Origin of the sequence: Amycolatopsis sp. NPDC051372 (assembly GCF_040682095.1) — a bacterium.
GTDB lineage: Bacteria > Actinomycetota > Actinomycetes > Mycobacteriales > Pseudonocardiaceae > Amycolatopsis.
In genome coordinates this window covers 387270-403492 of sequence record NZ_JBFBAF010000001.1, presented here as the reverse complement: position 1 = coordinate 403492, position 16223 = coordinate 387270, and the positions used below count along the sequence as shown (strand labels likewise).

At 70.3% G+C, this 16223-nt stretch carries 12 protein-coding genes; 6 read left to right on the top strand and 6 right to left on the bottom strand.

The annotated features are described in order from the left end of the window. Positions 1–104: 104 nt before the first annotated feature. Positions 105–2381 (bottom strand): phosphoribosylformylglycinamidine synthase subunit PurL, encoded by a 2277-nt coding sequence (purL, locus tag AB0M56_RS01920; RefSeq protein ID WP_364169916.1) that lies wholly within the window; start codon positions 2379–2381, stop codon positions 105–107. A gap of 173 nt (positions 2382–2554) precedes the next feature. On the opposite strand from purL, the gene AB0M56_RS01915 reads away from it, so the two are divergent. The 3 genes from AB0M56_RS01915 (at position 2555) to AB0M56_RS01905 (ending at position 7079) form a co-directional block, all read left to right on the top strand. Then, positions 2555–4183: an ABC transporter ATP-binding protein gene (locus AB0M56_RS01915; protein WP_364169913.1), complete on the top strand. Its 1629-nt coding sequence runs from the start codon at positions 2555–2557 to the stop codon at positions 4181–4183. Next, on the top strand, positions 4180–5919 hold the full coding sequence (locus AB0M56_RS01910) for an ABC transporter ATP-binding protein (protein ID WP_364169910.1): 1740 nt from the start codon (positions 4180–4182) through the stop codon (positions 5917–5919). The genes AB0M56_RS01915 and AB0M56_RS01910 overlap by 4 nt, the downstream gene beginning before the upstream one ends. Before the next feature lie 173 nt (positions 5920–6092). Next, positions 6093–7079: a TIGR02452 family protein gene (locus AB0M56_RS01905; protein WP_364169907.1), complete on the top strand. Its 987-nt coding sequence runs from the start codon at positions 6093–6095 to the stop codon at positions 7077–7079. A gap of 1 nt (position 7080) precedes the next feature. On the opposite strand, the gene purQ is transcribed toward AB0M56_RS01905, so the two are convergent. Together purQ and purS are read right to left on the bottom strand one after the other, a co-directional pair. Further along, on the bottom strand, positions 7081–7758 hold the full coding sequence (gene purQ / locus AB0M56_RS01900; protein ID WP_364169905.1) for a phosphoribosylformylglycinamidine synthase subunit PurQ: 678 nt from the start codon (positions 7756–7758) through the stop codon (positions 7081–7083). After that, on the bottom strand, positions 7755–7994 hold the full coding sequence (gene purS, locus AB0M56_RS01895; protein ID WP_204092648.1) for a phosphoribosylformylglycinamidine synthase subunit PurS: 240 nt from the start codon (positions 7992–7994) through the stop codon (positions 7755–7757). The genes purQ and purS overlap by 4 nt, the downstream gene beginning before the upstream one ends. Before the next feature lie 218 nt (positions 7995–8212). On the opposite strand from purS, the gene AB0M56_RS01890 reads away from it, so the two are divergent. Continuing rightward, complete coding sequence (locus tag AB0M56_RS01890; RefSeq protein ID WP_364169902.1) at positions 8213–9799, top strand: GMC family oxidoreductase N-terminal domain-containing protein; 1587 nt, start codon at positions 8213–8215, stop codon at positions 9797–9799. Between the two features lie 622 nt (positions 9800–10421). Here the strand turns inward: AB0M56_RS01890 and AB0M56_RS01885 are convergent. The 3 genes from AB0M56_RS01885 to AB0M56_RS01875 form a co-directional block, all read right to left on the bottom strand. Next, on the bottom strand, positions 10422–11585 hold the full coding sequence (locus AB0M56_RS01885; protein WP_364169899.1) for an alpha-hydroxy-acid oxidizing protein: 1164 nt from the start codon (positions 11583–11585) through the stop codon (positions 10422–10424). 61 nt (positions 11586–11646) lie between these two features. Then, the gene (locus AB0M56_RS01880) at positions 11647–13143 is read right to left on the bottom strand and encodes an aldehyde dehydrogenase family protein (RefSeq protein WP_364169896.1); all 1497 of its coding nucleotides are present in this window, start codon (positions 13141–13143) and stop codon (positions 11647–11649) included. Next, on the bottom strand, positions 13140–14339 hold the full coding sequence (locus AB0M56_RS01875; RefSeq protein WP_364169894.1) for an MFS transporter: 1200 nt from the start codon (positions 14337–14339) through the stop codon (positions 13140–13142). Before AB0M56_RS01875 ends, AB0M56_RS01880 begins: the two co-directional genes overlap by 4 nt. Positions 14340–14595: 256 nt before the next feature. Between AB0M56_RS01875 and AB0M56_RS01870 the strand changes: the two genes are divergently transcribed. Together AB0M56_RS01870 and AB0M56_RS01865 are read left to right on the top strand one after the other, a co-directional pair. Continuing rightward, a complete protein-coding gene (locus AB0M56_RS01870) occupies positions 14596–15522 on the top strand; it encodes a DUF5937 family protein (protein WP_364169891.1) in 927 nt (308 codons plus the stop codon). Between the two features lie 28 nt (positions 15523–15550). Continuing rightward, positions 15551–16186: an MBL fold metallo-hydrolase gene (locus AB0M56_RS01865; RefSeq protein ID WP_364169888.1), complete on the top strand. Its 636-nt coding sequence runs from the start codon at positions 15551–15553 to the stop codon at positions 16184–16186. Positions 16187–16223 lie beyond the last annotated feature (37 nt).

Here is a 16223-nt window from a genome sequence, read left to right as displayed (position 1 = left end):
GTCTAGCCGAGACAAATCTGTCAGTCACTGACAAGCGGGACAGGGCTCAAGCAAAGGGCCGCTCCCCGGTGTCCGGGAAGCGGCCCTCTCCGCGATCAAGAACTTCAGTCGAACAACGCCGGCAGCGTCTTCTCCCAGGTCTCGCGCAGCTCATCGAGCGAGAACTCCGTGATGTCCTGCAGCTCGAGCGCGCGCGAGTCCGGGTCGACGACGCCGGTCTTGCGCCACGGCAGCCCGCGCGCGGTGCACATCTCCGTGAACCGCAGCTCCTCCGTGCGCGGCACCGCCACGAGCACGCGGCCCGAGGACTCGGAGAACAGCTGCACGAACGGGTCCTGGTCGCGGTCGAGGAACACCCGCGCGCCGCACTGTCCGATGAGGACAGTCTCGACGAGGGCCTGCGCCAGGCCACCGTCGGCGAGGTCGTGGGCGGCGGAGATCATGCCGTCGCGCGAACCGGCCACGAGGATCTCGCCCAGGAGCTTCTCGCGGGCCAGGTCCACGCGCGGGGGCACGCCGCCGAGGTGGCCGTGGAGCTCGCGGGCCCAGGCGGAGCCGTCGAGCTCGTCATGGGTGTCGCCGAGCAGCAGCAGCGTCTCGCCGGCTTCCGCGCCGATGCCGGTGGGGATGCGGCGGGTGACGTCGTCGATCACGCCGAGCACGGCGATCACCGGCGTCGGCAGGATGGCCGTGTCGCCGGTCTGGTTGAAGAAGCTCACGTTGCCGCCGGTGACCGGGATGCCCAGCTCGACGCACGCGTCGGCCAGACCGTGCACGGCCTGCTCGAACTGCCACATCACAGCCGGATCGGTCGGAGCGCCGAAGTTCAGGCAGTCTGACACCGCGACCGGTGTCGCACCGCCGGTGGCGACGTTGCGGTACGCCTCGGCGAGCGCGAGCTGCGCGCCGCGGTACGGGTCGAGGTAGACGAACTTCGCGTTGCAGTCGGTGGACACCGACACGCCGCGGCCGCTCTCCTCGTCGATGCGGATCATGCCGGAGTCCGACGGCTGCGCGAGCACGGAGTTGCCGCGCACGTAGCGGTCGTACTGCGCCGTGACCCATTCCTTCGACGCCTGGTTCGGCGACGCGATGAGCTTGAGCAGGTCGGCCCGCAGCTCTTCGGGGGTCGACGGGCGCTTGAGCGAAGCCGACGTGTCGGCGATCAGTTCGTCCTGGCTCGCCGGGCGCTGGATCGGGCGGTCGTAGACCGGGCCCTGGTGCGCGACGGTGTGGGCCGGGACGTCGACCACGACCTCGTCGTGCCAGGTGATCACGAGGTTGTCGCCGTCGGTGACCTCACCGATGTCGGTGGCGATCACGTCCCACTTGGCGCACACGGCCATGAACGCCTCGACGTTCTCCGGCGAGACGACCGCGCACATGCGTTCCTGCGATTCGCTCGAGAGCACCTCCGCCGGCGTCATGCCGGTGGCGCGCAGGGGGACGCGGTCGAGGTAGACGTGCATGCCGCCGTCACCCGCGGCCGCGAGCTCCGACGTCGCGCAGGACAGCCCGGCGCCGCCGAGGTCCTGGATGCCGACGACGAGCTTCTCCTTGAACAGGTCGAGACAGCACTCGATGAGCACCTTCTCGGTGAACGGGTCGCCGACCTGCACGCTCGGCAGCTTGCGGCGGCCGGCCGCGGTCTCGTCGCCGGAGAACGTGTCGCTCGCCAGCACGGACACGCCGCCGATGCCGTCGAGGCCGGTGCGCGCGCCGAACAGGATGATCTTGTTGCCCGTGCCGGAAGCGAACGCGAGGTGCAGGTCCTCGACGCGCATGGCGCCGACACACAGGGCGTTGACCAGCGGGTTGCCACTGTAGGACGGGTCGAACACCAGCTCGCCGCCGATGTTCGGCAGGCCGAGGCAGTTGCCGTAACCGCCGACGCCGGCGACCACCCCGGGCAGCACGCGCTTGGTGTCGGGGGCGTCGGCCGGGCCGAAGCGCAGCGCGTCGGCCACCGCGAGCGGGCGCGCGCCCATGGCCATGATGTCGCGCACGATGCCGCCGACACCCGTCGCGGCGCCCTGGTAAGGCTCCACATAGGACGGGTGGTTGTGGCTTTCGACCTTGAAGGTGACCGCCCAGCCGTCGCCGATGTCGACCACGCCGGCGTTCTCGCCGATGCCCGCGAGCATCTTGGCCTTCATCTCGTCGGTGGCCGTCTCGCCGAAGTAGCGCAGATGCTTCTTCGAGGACTTGTACGAGCAGTGCTCGCTCCACATGACCGAGTACATCGCCAGCTCGGCGTCGGTGGGACGGCGGCCGAGGATCTCGCGGATGCGCGCGTACTCGTCTTCGGCCAGGCCGAGTTCGATGTACGGCTGCGTGGTGTCGGGGGTCTCCGCGGCCCGCGCGGTGGTGTCAGTATTCATGACAGAGCTGCTGGTCACAGTGTTTGATCCAGGGTCCGTGTCAGGGTTCGCCACACCTTCAAGACTACGTGTCGGCCGGGTCACACCCTCAGTGGCATCCCTCGGCCATCCGCCGTTCGCCAGAAGATAAATCAGTCGCGCAGGCCCAGTTGACCGGCTTACCGTCGACAATCGTGCTCTCCGCCACATATCCCTTCGCCTCACCACGGCTGCCCGCACGGCCGACGGCCGGCCGCTACCTGCTCGCGGTGCTGCGTTCGCGCCCGTGGCTGGTGGTGACGGCCGCGTTCACGGGCGCCTTCTGGTCGCTGCCCAGCGCGCTGCTGCCGCTGGTGATCGGCCGCGGCATCGACGCGATCGCGGCGGGCGACACCGGCGCGATCTGGCGCTGGGCGCTGGTGGCGGCCGGGCTGGGCGTGTTCCAGGCGGGCTTCGGCACGTGGCTGCACTTCACGTCGTACGGCATGTGGCTCCACGGCGCGAGCACCACGCAGCGCTTGGTCACCACGCACACCACGCGCCTGGGCGCGACCCTGCGCGAGGCGACGACGACCGGCAACGTCGTGGCGGTGACTTCGTCGGACATCAACTGGATCGGCAACACCTACGAGGTGATCGGCCGGACCGTGGGTTCCGTGGTGGCGTTCGTGGTGATCGGTATCGCGATGCTGGGCTCGTCGCCGCTGCTGGGCGTCGTCGCGCTGGTCGGCGTGCCGCTGGCCGTGCTCGGGATCGGGCCGCTGCTCAAGCCGTTGCAGAAGCGCAAGACGGTGCAGCGCGAGAACCTCAGCGACGTCAACGCACTAGGCGCCGACATCGTGTCCGGCCTGCGGATCCTGCGTGGGGTCGGTGGCGAGCGGCGGTTCCTGAAGCGGTTCCACGACGCGAGCCAGCTGGTGCGCCGCTCGGGCGTGGAGGTCGGGCGCGCGGAGGCGTGGCTGGCCGCGGCGGCGATCGTGCTGCCGGGCCTGGTCACCGTGGCGATCACGTGGCTGGGCGCGCGGCTCGCGCTCGACGGCACGATCGGCGTGGGCGAGCTGGTGGCGTTCTACGGGGTCTCGGCGTTCCTGGTCGTGCCCGTGGACACGGCGACGGAGGCCGTGAGCGCGGTCAGCTCCGGGCTCGTGTCGGCACGCAAGATCTGCGCCCTGCTGTCGCTGCGGCCTCGGCTGGCCGAGCCGGCGTCGCCGGTGCCGCTGGCCGCCGGGCCGCTCGATTTGGTGGACACCGAGACCGGCATCTGCCTCGCGGCGGGCAAGCTCACCGTCGTCGATCTCGGGGCCGACGCGGAGACGCTGGCCGACCGCCTGGCGCGATTCACGGACGCGGCCGAGCCCGTGCTGGTCGGCGGCGTGCCCGTGGACCAGGTCGCGTTGGCGGAGCTGCGGGCGCGGGTGGTGTACGCGCACAACCAGGACCTGTGGTTCTCGGGCGTGCTGCGCGAACAGCTGAGTTCCGCGCTGCCGAGTGACGTGAGCGTGGAAGCGGCTCTGTACGCGGCCGACGCCGACGACATCATCGAGGCGCTGCCCCGGGGTGTCGACGAGCTGATCGGCGAGCGGGGGCGCGAGGTGTCGGGCGGCCAGCGGCAACGGCTGAGCCTGGCGCGGGCGCTCGCGACGGACGCCGACGTGCTGCTGCTCGACGAGCCGACCTCGGCCGTCGACGCGCACACGGAGGCCAGGATCACCCAGCGCGTCGCGGACCTGCGGCGCGGGAAGACGACCGTGGTGTTCAGTCAGAGTCCACTGTGGACTCACGTGGCGGACGAGGTCGTGAGCGGAAAAGCGGTGACGGTGTGAAACGGCTCCCCCTCGCGTCGGGTCGCGACGTGCGGCGCTGGGCGGCGCGCACGGCCGCCGAGCACCGGCGCGAGTTCTCGGTGATGCTCGGGCTGTTCTGCCTCGCGACGCTGATCGGGCTGGCCGGGCCGCAGCTGCTCGGCCTGCTCGTGCAGGGCGTCGTCGACGGCGGCAGCACGGTGCGCGTCGACCTGCTGGCCACGGGTTTCGTGGTGGCGCTGCTGCTGCAGGCCTGGGCGAAGAAGGCCGCGCGCCTGCGTGGCCGGATGTTCGGCGAGCGAGTGCTGGCGCAGACGCGCGAACGGTTCGTGGCCAACTCGCTGAGCCTGCCGCTCGGCACGGTCGAGGCCGCCGGCACCGGCGACCTGCTCAGCCGCGCGACGAGCGACATCAGCCGCCTCGACCATGCCGTGCGCTTCGCGGCGCCGGAGATCCTGATCGCGGTGGTGACGGTGCTGCTGACCACGGTCGCGATGATCATCACGTCGCCGCTGCTGGCGCTGGCCCTGCTCGTGGCGCTACCGCTGCTGGTGCCCGTGAACATCTGGTACCAGCGCCGGATCCCCAAGCTGATGGCCTGGATGCTTGACCGCTGGGGTGACCTGCAGTCGGCCACGCACGAGACCGTGGAGGGCGCGCGGACGACCGAGGCCCTGAGCCTCACCGACCGCCGCATCCGCCTCGGCCGTGACGCCCTGGACGAGGCCGTGCTCGGCGAACGCCGGATGCGCGCGCTGCAGCTGCGGTGGCTGCCTTCGCTGGAGATCAGCTACGTGCTGCCGATCGCCGCGTTGCTGGGCCTCGGGTTCTTCGCGTACTCGCAGGGCTGGGCCCAGCTCGGCACGATCACCACGATGCTGGCCTACGCGCAGGCCATGACGGCGCCGTTGAACGAGGCGCTGTTCTGGATGGAGGACCTGCAGGTGGCGCTGGCCGCGGCGCGCCGGATCCTGGGTGTGCAGCCCGCTCCGGCGCGTTCTGAGGTGACCACGGTGCCGGCCGGGCGCGACATCGAGGTGCGCGACGTCCACTTCGGGTACACGGCCGATCGCGAGGTGCTGCACGGGATCGACTTGTCGGTGCCGCGGGGCGAGCGGTTGGCGATCGTCGGACCTTCGGGCGCCGGCAAGTCGACGCTGGGCCGGCTGCTCGCGGGCATCTCGGCGCCGACGTCCGGCTCGATCCGCGTTGGTGGCACGGAGGTTTCTTCGCTGGCGGAGGATTTGCTGCGCGGCGAGGTGCTGCTGCTGACACAGGAGCACCACACGTTCTCGGGTTCGCTGCGGGAAAACCTGTCGCTGCCGGCACGCCGTGATGGCGGGGATTGGACGGACACGGAACTCCTGGCCGCGTTGACGTCCGCAGGTGCGGCAGACTGGTACGCCTCCCTGCCGGACGGCTTGGACACGCGGCTGGGCTCCGGCGCATACGCGGTCCCGGCGGCGTTGGCTCAGCAGCTGGCTCTGGCGCGGGTCGTCCTGGCGGACCCGCACACGCTGGTGCTGGACGAGGCGACTTCGTTGCTGGACACGGGTTCCGCGCGTGAGCTGGAGCGTTCGCTGAACGCCGTGCTGGAGGGCCGCACCGTGATCGCCATCGCCCACCGCCTCCACACGGCCGCCGCGGCCGACCGCGTCGCCGTGGTCGAGGGCGGTCGGATCACGGAGCTGGGCTCGCACTCGGAACTGCTGGCGGCCGACGGCCCGTACGCACGACTGGTGGCTGCGGCGACGTAGCCGGGCGCGTCGCCGGGTCACCGCAACCGAGGATGCTCACGGTTTTGTCGGCCCTCGTCGATACACTGGCAGTGGCAGAGAGGGCACTGACAGTGAGCAACGCTCGTTCTCGTGGTAATCGGACTCTTTTCGTTGTCGTAGGCGCGTTCCTGGCCGTCGTCGTGGTGGCGGCCGTGGTCGTGCCCATCGTGATCGTCGGTCGCAGTTCTCCCGCGCCCGCGGTCTCGCCGGGCGCACCGCCGGCCGCCCAACCGGCCGCGGCCGGGCCCTGGTGCGTCGGCACGCAGCAGGTTCCCCAGTACAACCTGGGAATCGACTCATGGGTGGTCGGCGAGTCGCTGGTCGTCGTCAACGATCAGAACGCCGTGGCGTATGCCCTCGCAGACGGCACCCAGCGGTGGCAGGCGGCGCCTCCGTCAGAGCACTTCTGCGGCGCGGGCAGCGTCGTGGCCGACAACCACATCGCCGTCGGCTTCGGCGACCTGTGCTCGAGCGCGGCGCTGCTCGACGCCGGCACGGGCAACCTGCTGTGGCAGAGACCGCTGCCGATCACCTCGTCCGCGAGCCCGTCGGAGGCGACGCTCGACGAGTACGCCGCCCTCGAGATCATGGACACCACGATCGTCTTCGCCCACGAGGGCGGCTTCCTCAACGGTGCCCAAGCGCAAGAAGAGGCGATCGCCCGCAGCTCGGCGCTCTATGCGTGCCTGCTCGAAGCGCGGGAGTTCTACGAGTACCACCGCGCGAACAGCGACCTCTGCTACGGCGACCGCGTCATCCACTCGCCGGGCGTGCCGGTGTTCCGCGGCGACCACGGTGCCCTGCTGCCCGAGGCGACCACCGTCGCGTTCCTGACCGCGGCCGCCCCCAACCTGGGCGCGATCAAGCGCAACCAGCCGGAGCACGAAGCCTCCGTGCCGGCCGTCCCGAAACGGCGGGCCGAGCGCGTCGTGGAGATCGCCGCGAGCCACGGGCACCGCAAGCTCGTGCTGGGTGCGTGGGGTTGCGGGATGTTCGAGAACGATCCGGCGGTGGTGGCGAGCGCGTTCCGGAAGGCTCTCGACGCCCGGCCGCACTTCGAGCACGTCACCTTCGCCGTGCTGGACCGGCGTGCGGGCGAACCGGCCTACGCCGCGTTCGCCCGCACGTTCGGCCGGTGAATCAGGCCTTCGCGAACGCGTCGACCGCGCTCAGGAACATGCCGAGCCCGTCGTCCGACGGCCCGGTCAGCGCGTCGATCGCGTGTTCCGGGTGGGGCATGAGGCCGACGACGCGGCCGTTTTCGCTGCGGACGCCCGCGATGTCGTTGCGGGAGCCGTTGGGGTTGCCGTCCACGTAGCGGAACGCGACGCGGCCCTCACCCTCCAGCATGTCCAAAGTGGACTGGTCGGCCATGTAGCAGCCGTCGTTGTTCTTGAGCGGGATGAGGATTTCCGCGCCCTTGTCGTAGCGGCTGGTCCACGCCGTGGTGTTGTCGTCGACGCGCAGCCACTGGTCGCGGCACACGAAGTGCAGGCCGACGTTGCGGATCATCGCGCCGGGCAGCAGGCCGGCTTCGCAGAGGATCTGGAAGCCGTTGCAGATGCCGAGGACCGGCATGCCCTTGCGGGCGGCGTCGATGACCGACGTCATCACCGGCGCGAAGCGGGCGATCACGCCGGCGCGCAGGTAATCGCCGTAGGAGAAGCCGCCGGGGACGACCACGCCGTCGACGCCGCGCAGGTCGGCGTCGGCGTGCCACAGGGGCACGGCCTCGGCGTCGGCGTAGCGAACCGCGCGGGCGGCGTCGCCGTCGTCGAGCGTGCCGGGGAAGGTGATGACGCCGATGCGCGCGCTCACGCGTCCACCCGGCGGATGGTCCACTGCTCGATCACGGGGTTCGCGAGGAAGCCCTCGGCGATCTTGGCGAGCGTCTCGTCGTCGACGGTGTCGTCGACTTCGAGCTCGAAGTGCTTGCCCTGGCGCACTTCCGTGACGCCGGTGAAGCCCAGACGCGGCAGCGCGCGGGCCACCGCCTGGCCCTGCGGGTCGAGGATTTCGGGCTTCGGCATGACGTCGACGACGACTCGGGCCACGGCAGGCTGCTCCTTATTCACGCAGGTCGTGGGGTACGGGCCGAGCGTACTTGACCCGTGGCGCCCGGCGCCCGTCCGGTGCCGCGCACAGAAGCGCAGGTCACAACTGGCCCGCGCCGCGCGGGGAGAGGATGCTGCTCACGGGGCCTTTCCCCGGCCCGCGTGCTGGGCCATGATGAGTCGTTGACAGCACGCCAACATGAGCAGCTGGAGGCATCGTGGCCGGTCAGGACTCGTTCAACTACGTCATCGTCGGCGCGGGCAGCGCGGGCTGTGTGCTGGCGGCCCGGCTGAGCGAGGACCCGGCCGCTCGGGTGCTGCTGCTCGAGGCCGGAGGCGAGGACACCGCCGACGAGATCCACATCCCGGCCGCGTTCGCGTCGCTGTTCAAGACGCGCTGGGACTGGAACTACGAGACCGTCGAGCAAAAGCACACCGGCAAGCCGGCCTACTGGCCACGCGGCAAGATGCTCGGCGGCAGCTCGTCGATCAACGCCATGATCTACATCCGCGGCAACCGCGCCGACTACGACGGCTGGCGCGATTCCCACGGCGCCACCGGCTGGGGCTGGGACGACGTGCTGCCGTACTTCAAGCGCGCCGAGGGCAACCAGCGCCTCGGCGGAGCGCTGCACGGCACCGACGGCCCGCTGCAGGTCGAAGACCGCCGCTTCACCCACGAGCTCTCGAGCGCGTGGGTCGACAGCGCCGTGGCCTGGGGTTTGAAGCGCACCGACGACTTCAACGGCGAGACCCAGGAAGGCGCCGGCGTCTACCAGGTCACCTGCAAGCGCGGGCGACGCTGGTCCACCGCCGACGCGTACCTGCGGCCCGCGTTGACCCGGCCGAACCTGACTGTCCACACCCACGCGCAGGCCACGCGGGTCGTGTTCGAGGGCACGCGCGCGGTGGGCGTGACCTACCTGCACAAGGGCGTCGAGGTCACGGCACGCGCCGACGCGGAGGTGCTGCTGTCGGGGGGCGCGGTGAACTCGCCGCAGCTGCTGATGCTGTCCGGCATCGGGCCGGCGGAGCACCTGCGTGAGCTGGGGATCGACGTCGTCGCCGGGCTGGCGGGCGTCGGTTCGAACCTGCACGACCACCCGGCGGCCGGGATCATCTGGTCGACCAAGGGCACCACCGACCTCGTCGACGCGGCCACGCCGGCGGGCCTCGTCCGCTGGCAGCTGACGCGGCGCGGGCCGCTCGCGTCGAACATCGGCGAGGCCGGGGCGTTCTTCCCGACCCGCGACGGTCTCGCCGCTCCCGACATGCAAATCCACGTCGCGCCAACGTTGTTCTACGACAACGGTTTCCGCGAGCCCACCGTCCCGGGCTTCACCTCGGCGGCGACCTTGGTCGACGTCGCCAGCCGCGGCCGATTGCGGCTGAAGTCGGCGAATCCCCTGTGGAAGCCGGAAATCGACCCGGCTTACTACGCGGAACCGATCGACCTGGACATCATGAAGACGGCGCTGCGGTCACTGATCGACATCGGCAAGTCGGGGCCGCTCGCACGGTTCCTGGACAAGCCCTTCCTGCCCACGACCCACGACCTCTCCGACGACGCCCTCACCGACCACATCCGCGAGAACACCCAGACGCTCTACCACCCGGTGGGCACATGCGCGATGGGCTCGGACGAGCGCGCGGTGGTCGACCCTTCGCTGAAGGTGCGCGGGGTGGAAGGCCTGCGCGTCGTCGACGCCTCGGTGATGCCGGTGGTGCCGCGCGGCAACACGAACGCTCCGACGATCATGGTGGCGGAGAAAGCTGCCGACTTGATTCGAGGTCGGTCGGCTTAGGTCGGACCCCGGTTTAGGTCGGACCCAAGGAGCTGTCCCCAGTTTGCGCGCAGCTAGGTCGGACCTAGGCAGTTGTCCACGATTGGGTCGGACCTCGCCTCACCGGTTGCCCCCAGCCTGGTCCGACCTCGCCAGTTATCCCCGGCCGGGTCCGCCCTCGCCGGTTATCCCCGGCCGGGTCTACCTCGCCAGCGACCCCAGTTAGGTCGGACCTAGCCAGTGGTCCCGATTGGGTCAAACCTAACCAGTTGTCCCCTGGTGGGTCAGACCTGACGAGACCACCCACAGGTAGGTCCGTCCCAACCAGCCAAACCTAGGTCGAACCCAGCCGCCTACCCACAGTCTGGGTCGGACCCACCCGCTTATCCACACCTGGGGTCAGCCCATGGACTTCTCCCCAATTGAGTCGATCCCTGGCGCCTAGCCACACGGTTGGGTTCGACCTAAGTACCTGCCTTAGGCCTAACCCAAGCAGTTGTCCTCAGCTCGGTCCGACCCAGCCAGTTGTCCTGAGCTGAGTCCGACCTCGCCAGTTATCCCCAGCCGGGTCCGACCTAGTCAGTTGTCCCCAGCTGGGTCCGACCTAGCCAAGCTGTCCACAGCCAGGCCTGTTAGGCCCGACCTAACCAACCTTCCGCAGGCTGTCGCGCGTGAGGTCGGCGAGCGTCGGGTAGCCGTCGACCGCCATGATCAGGTCGGCTTCGGCGAGGAGGCTGCGGAGGACGTGGACGGCGCCGTCGACGCCGCCCAGTGCGAGGCCCCAGACGTAGGGCCGGCCGACCCCCACTGCCCGCGCGCCCAGCGCCAGGGCCTTGATGACGTCCGCGCCCGAGCGGACCCCGGAGTCGAACAGCACCGGCGTGTCACCGGAAGCGTCGACCACGCCGGCGAGGCAGTCGAGCGCCGGGAGCCCACCGTTCGCCTGGCGCCCGCCGTGGTTGGAGCAGTAGATCCCGTCGACGCCGCCGTCGATGGCGCGCAAGGCGTCGTCCGGGTGCTGGATGCCCTTCACGAGCAGCGGCAGCGACGTCAGCGAGCGCAGCCAAGGCAGGTCGTCCCAGGTCAGCGGGTTGCCGAACAGCTGGGCCCACAGCCCGACGGCTGCCATCGGGTCCTCCTCGGGCGCCTTGCCGAGGAGCCGCCGGAACACGGGATCGGTGAAGTAGTTCGCGAGACAATGACCGCGCAACTGCGGGAAGTTCGACGTGCTCAGGTCGCGTGGACGCCACCCCGTGACCCACGTGTCGAGCGTGACCACGATCCCCTTGAACCCCGCCGTCTCGGCGCGCTGCACCAAAGACGCGGCCAGGTCGCGGTCAGTCGGCGTGTAGAGCTGGAAGAACCCGGGCGTCTCCCCGAACTCGCCCGCGACCTCGTCCATCGGGTCGGCCGAGAGCGTCGACGCGACCATCGGCACGCCCGTCCGCGCGGCGGCGCGAGCGGTGGCGAGGTCGCCGTGGCCGTCCTGTGTGCAGATGCCGACAACGCCCACCGGCGCCATGAACAACGGCGACGCCAGCTTCAGCCCGAACAGGTCCACCGACAGGTCGCGGTCCTTGGCCCCGACGAACATTCGCGGCATCAGGCCCCAGCGACCGAACGCTTCGGCGTTGCCTCGCTGAGTCGCCTCGTCGCCGGCACCACCGGCCACATAGGACAAAACCGAAGGCGGAAGTGCCTGCGCAGCACGGGCTTCGAGGTCGGCGTAGACCATCGGCATGGTCGGGACGCGGCCGGTGAGCCCGGCGAAGTAGATCTCGTTCTGGAAATCGCCGTAACGCGTCATTCGGGCTCTTTCTGGGCTCGGGAGGACCGCACCCCGGCGTTCCGGGGTCGCGGTCCAGACCCTAGCGCTTGCCGTGCATGACCGTGATGAGCTTGGCGACCAGCGCGTCGGTCGATTCCTTGCGGCTGAAGGAAGTCAGGGTGATCGGCGCGGTGAAGCGCTGCCGCGCGACGGCCTTGGTCCGGGCGAACTCGCGCAGGCCCTCCGGCCCGTGGATGCGGCCGAAGCCCGAGTCGCCGACGCCGCCGAAGGGCAGCGACGCGATGCCGGCGAACGAGAGCGGCGCGTTGATCGACGTCATGCCGGTGCGCAGCCGCGCAGCGAGCTCGACGCCACGGGACTTCGAGAACACGGTGGAACCGAGGCCGTACGTGGTGGCGTTGGCTTTGTCCACAGCCTCGTCCATGTCGCGGACCTTGGCGATGGTGACTGTCGGGCCGAACGTTTCCTCACGCACGGCTTCGGAGTCTTCCGGCACGTCGACGAGAATGGTGGGTTGGGCATAACGATCGCCGACGCTGTCCACACCCCCGAGCACCGCGCGGCCGCCGCGTTCGAGGGCGTCGGCGATGTGGCGGCGGATCACGGCCAGCTGCGAGGGCATGGTGACGGGACCGTACTGGGCGTCCTCGTCGGAGCCGGCGCGCACGTTCTGCGACTTCTCCACGACCTTGGCGACGAATTCGTCGTGCACGCGCTCGTGGACGTACACCCGCTCGACGCCGATGCAGGTCTGGCCGGAGTTGGAGAAGGCGCCCCAGACGGTGGCGTCGGCGGCTGCGTCGAGGTTGGCGTCGGCGTCCACGAGCACGGGGTCCTTGCCGCCGGCCTCGATCACGACCGGCGTGAGCGTATTGGCCGCCGCGGCCATGATCTTCTTGCCGGTGGCCGTCGAGCCGGTGAACGCGATCTTGTCCACACCCGACGTCACGAGCGCGCCACCGGTCTCGCCGAATCCGGTGATCAGCTGCAGCACCGGCTGCTCCGGCACGACCTCGGCGAACGCGTCGACCAGCCACTTGCCGACGCCTGGGGTGTACTCGCTGGGCTTGAAGACCACGGCGTTGCCGGCGGCGAGCGCGTAGGTGACCGAGCCGAGCGGCGTGTACACGGGGTAGTTCCACGGGCCGATCACGCCGACGACGCCGAGGGGCCGGTACTCCACCGTCGCCGCCTGGTTCGACATGAGCAGCCCCGCCGAGCGGCGATGACGGCCGAGGTACTTGCGCGCGTGCTTCGAGGCCCACGCGATGTGCTCGATGGCGAGCACGGACTCGAGCTGGGCGTCGGCGATGGGCTTGCCCGTCTCATCGCGCACGACCTGGCACAGCTGCGGCAGCCGGCGCGTGATCACGCCCTTCCACTGCCGCAACCGGTCGGCGCGCCCCGCGAAGCCCAGCCCGTCCCACCACTCCGCCGCCACGCGCGCCCGCTCGACCGCCGCGCGCACGTCTTCGGCGGTGTGCACCGGGTACGTGCCCACGACCTCGTCGGTCGCCGGGCTGAGCGAATCGAAGGTCTCACCGACCGAGGTCGGCTTCGGCTGGACGGCGGTCATCGGCGTCTCCCCTGCTCTTCGGCGTTGTGGTTCAGGCTACGAGGTTGCTGACGCAGTGCCAATAGTCGCCCGACGCTCCCGTCAGCATCGCACCGGCGGGCACCGCGGGGAAAGGGTCGTCGAAACCACCCGATCGAGACCGCGGCCGCGACGCCCAGCAGCGGCGCCAGCCACAACGGCAGCACCCCCACGGCCAGCGACCCGAGCCCGAACCCGCACGACTGCACCGTGAACGACACCGAGAACCCTTCCGACCTGCGGTTCTCCGGCAGCAGACGTTGCATGTTGACGGACGCGATCGTCACGAGCGGTCCGGTCGCGCCGCCGATGAGCACGACTCCGGCGATCAAGCCCGCCCAGCCGAGGTTGGCCGCGACGAGCGTCCCGCCGGCCACGAAGCCGGCGAGGAACAGCCCCGGCCCCCGATCACGGCCGCGCCACGCGTAGACCGCGCTGCCGGCGATGCTCGCACCGCACAGCAGGGCGACGACTCCCGGCGCCGCCGCGGGCGGTGCGTTGAGTCGCTCGACCAGGGGCAGCGGCGCGACTTCGATCGTCGACAGCAACAGCCCGACGGTGAACTGACACCCGAGCCAGGGCAGGCAGGCGTTGAGGGGCAGCTTGGTTCCTTTTTTGGTCCCTGGTTTGGCGACCCTCCGGGGCACCAAACACGCTGCGGCGGCTGCCGCACCCGCCATCGTGAACAACGGCACGAACGGACCACTCACACTCGCCACAGCCACCAGCACCGGCCCGGCCACCAACACCCCGTCGAGAATCATCGCGTCGACGGCGACGGCCTCGGTGAGCTGGCGTTCGTCGACGACCGCCGCCAGCAACGCCCTGAACCCACCCGCGACCCCACCTCCTGCCAATCCCGGCAGGACGACGAGCGCGATCAGCGTTGCTTCGTTCACCCTGGCCTCGGCCGCCGTCGCCACTGCGGCCAGCCCCACCGCGACCGCCGCGAGCAGCGTCCTGAGGCCGCGCGCCGTCCCCACCCGATCCAGCAACCTCCCCACCGGCACCGCCCCCGCCATCTCGGCCACGACGAACACCGCCATCAACACACCCCCGAGCCGATACGACCCGGTCACCGCGGCCGCCACCGTCGTGAACGCGAGCGGCGCCATCCCCCCGGGCAACCGCGCCAACTGCACCCCTGCTGACCAGCGCCAATACGTGGTGGTGAACATGCTTCGGAGCCTTGCTGGGGAGCCGCCTTGCCGGAACTGATTCGTTTTTGGCCGAATGTTGTGGCTCGTTTCTCTGGTATCCACAGGGCGTGGCGAGTTGTGGACAACCGGTGGCTCGCGCGGGTCTTTGTCCGTTTCTGCTGCCGCCGCCCGATAGACGGGGTCTGGGGACGCCCCCATTGGGCTTGCCTGGCGGGGGCTTGCCTGGCGTCGGGGTTGGGCGAGTAGCTCGCCGACATTCGGTATATCCGAATTCATGGTCGAGTTGGTCCTCAGCACCGCCGGAGTCCGGTTTGCGATCTCGCCGCTCGAGGAGGTCATCGGGGTGGTGCGGGGGTGGCTGGGGAGGCGGCGGCTGCCCGGTGGGGTGGTGTGGCTGGGCGAGGAGCGGCTGGACGTGCCGGAGTTGGCGGCGGTGCTCGGGGCGCGGCACTACATCACGGAGTTCCTCTCACCACCACCGGCGACGCCGGAGACCACAGCCGACGAGCAGTTGACCGTGGTCAGAGGGACGCCGCCGGGGCAGGTGCGGGTCGAGCTGGGGATGGTGGACGCGGACCTGACGAAGCTGCCGCGGGATCCGGCCGCGGCGCGGGACCTGCTGGCGGATCAGCTCGAGACCGTGTGGCACCACACCGTCGAGCCGGAGTGGGGGCGGATGCGGGAGGTGCTCGCGGCGGACATCGCGTACCGGACGCGGCGGCTGGGTGAGCACGGCGTGGCGGGGGTGTTCGAGGGGCTGCACCCGAGGGTGCAGCTCACCAAGGACTCCGTGCTGGTCGACATTGCGGCGCGGCAGCGACTCACGCTGGGCGAGCGGGGGCTGCTGCTGGTGCCGAGTGTGTTCGCCTGGCCGTCGGTCGGGGTGGTCACCGTGCCGCCGTGGCAGCCGACGTTGTTGTACCCCGCGAGGGGCTTGGCCGGCCTGTGGACGGAGCCGGCGGCGGCGCCGGGGGCGCTGGCCGGGGTGGTGGGGCGGGCGAAGGCGATGTCGCTCACCACGTTGGACCGGCCGGCCACCACCACGGAGCTCGCCGCGCGGCTCGGGCTGGCGAAGGGGACCGTTTCCGCGCACCTCACGGCGTTGCGGGCCGCAGGCCTGACCGCGACAACGCGCCAGGGCCATCGCGTGCTCTACCGGCGGACCGAGCTTGGCGACGCGCTCTGCGCGGGCATAGGGTGAATGTGACCATGTGTGAAGGAGAATCCTGATGCGGATCGTCCATTTCGGACACGCCTGTGTACTTCTGGAAACCGACGGCGAGCGGATCCTGATCGACCCGGGCGCGTTCTCCACCGACTTCGAGCGCGAGCGCGAGCTGTCGGCCGTCCTCATCACCCACCAGCACTTCGACCACATCGACGGCGAGCGCCTGCCGAAGGTGCTCGCGGCGAACCCGGACGCGAAGCTGATCGTCGACCCGGGCACGGTCGAGACCGTGCAGAAGCTGAACCTGCAGTACGAGGTCGCGAACGTCGGCGACGCCTTCGAGATCGGCGGCACCGCGGTGAACGTGGTGGGCGGTGAGCACGCCGTCATCCACAGCGACATCCCCGTGATCCCGAACATCGGCTACGTGCTGGACCACGGCGCCTTCTACCACCCGGGCGACTCGTTCTTCGTGCCCGAGCAGAAGATCGACGTGCTCGGCCTGCCGACGGGGGCGCCGTGGCTCAAGGCCGGCGAGGCGGTGGACTTCCTGCGGGCGGTCGCGCCGCGCAAGTCCGTGCCGATCCACGAGGCGGTGCTGTCGAGCCCCGCACTGCACTACGGCCTGTTCGAGAACCTCGCGCCCCAGGGCACCGAGGTGAAGGTCGTCGAGCGCGGCGTCGCCACCGACCTCTGAGGACACTCCGGGGTGGTGACCGACGGGTTACCACCCC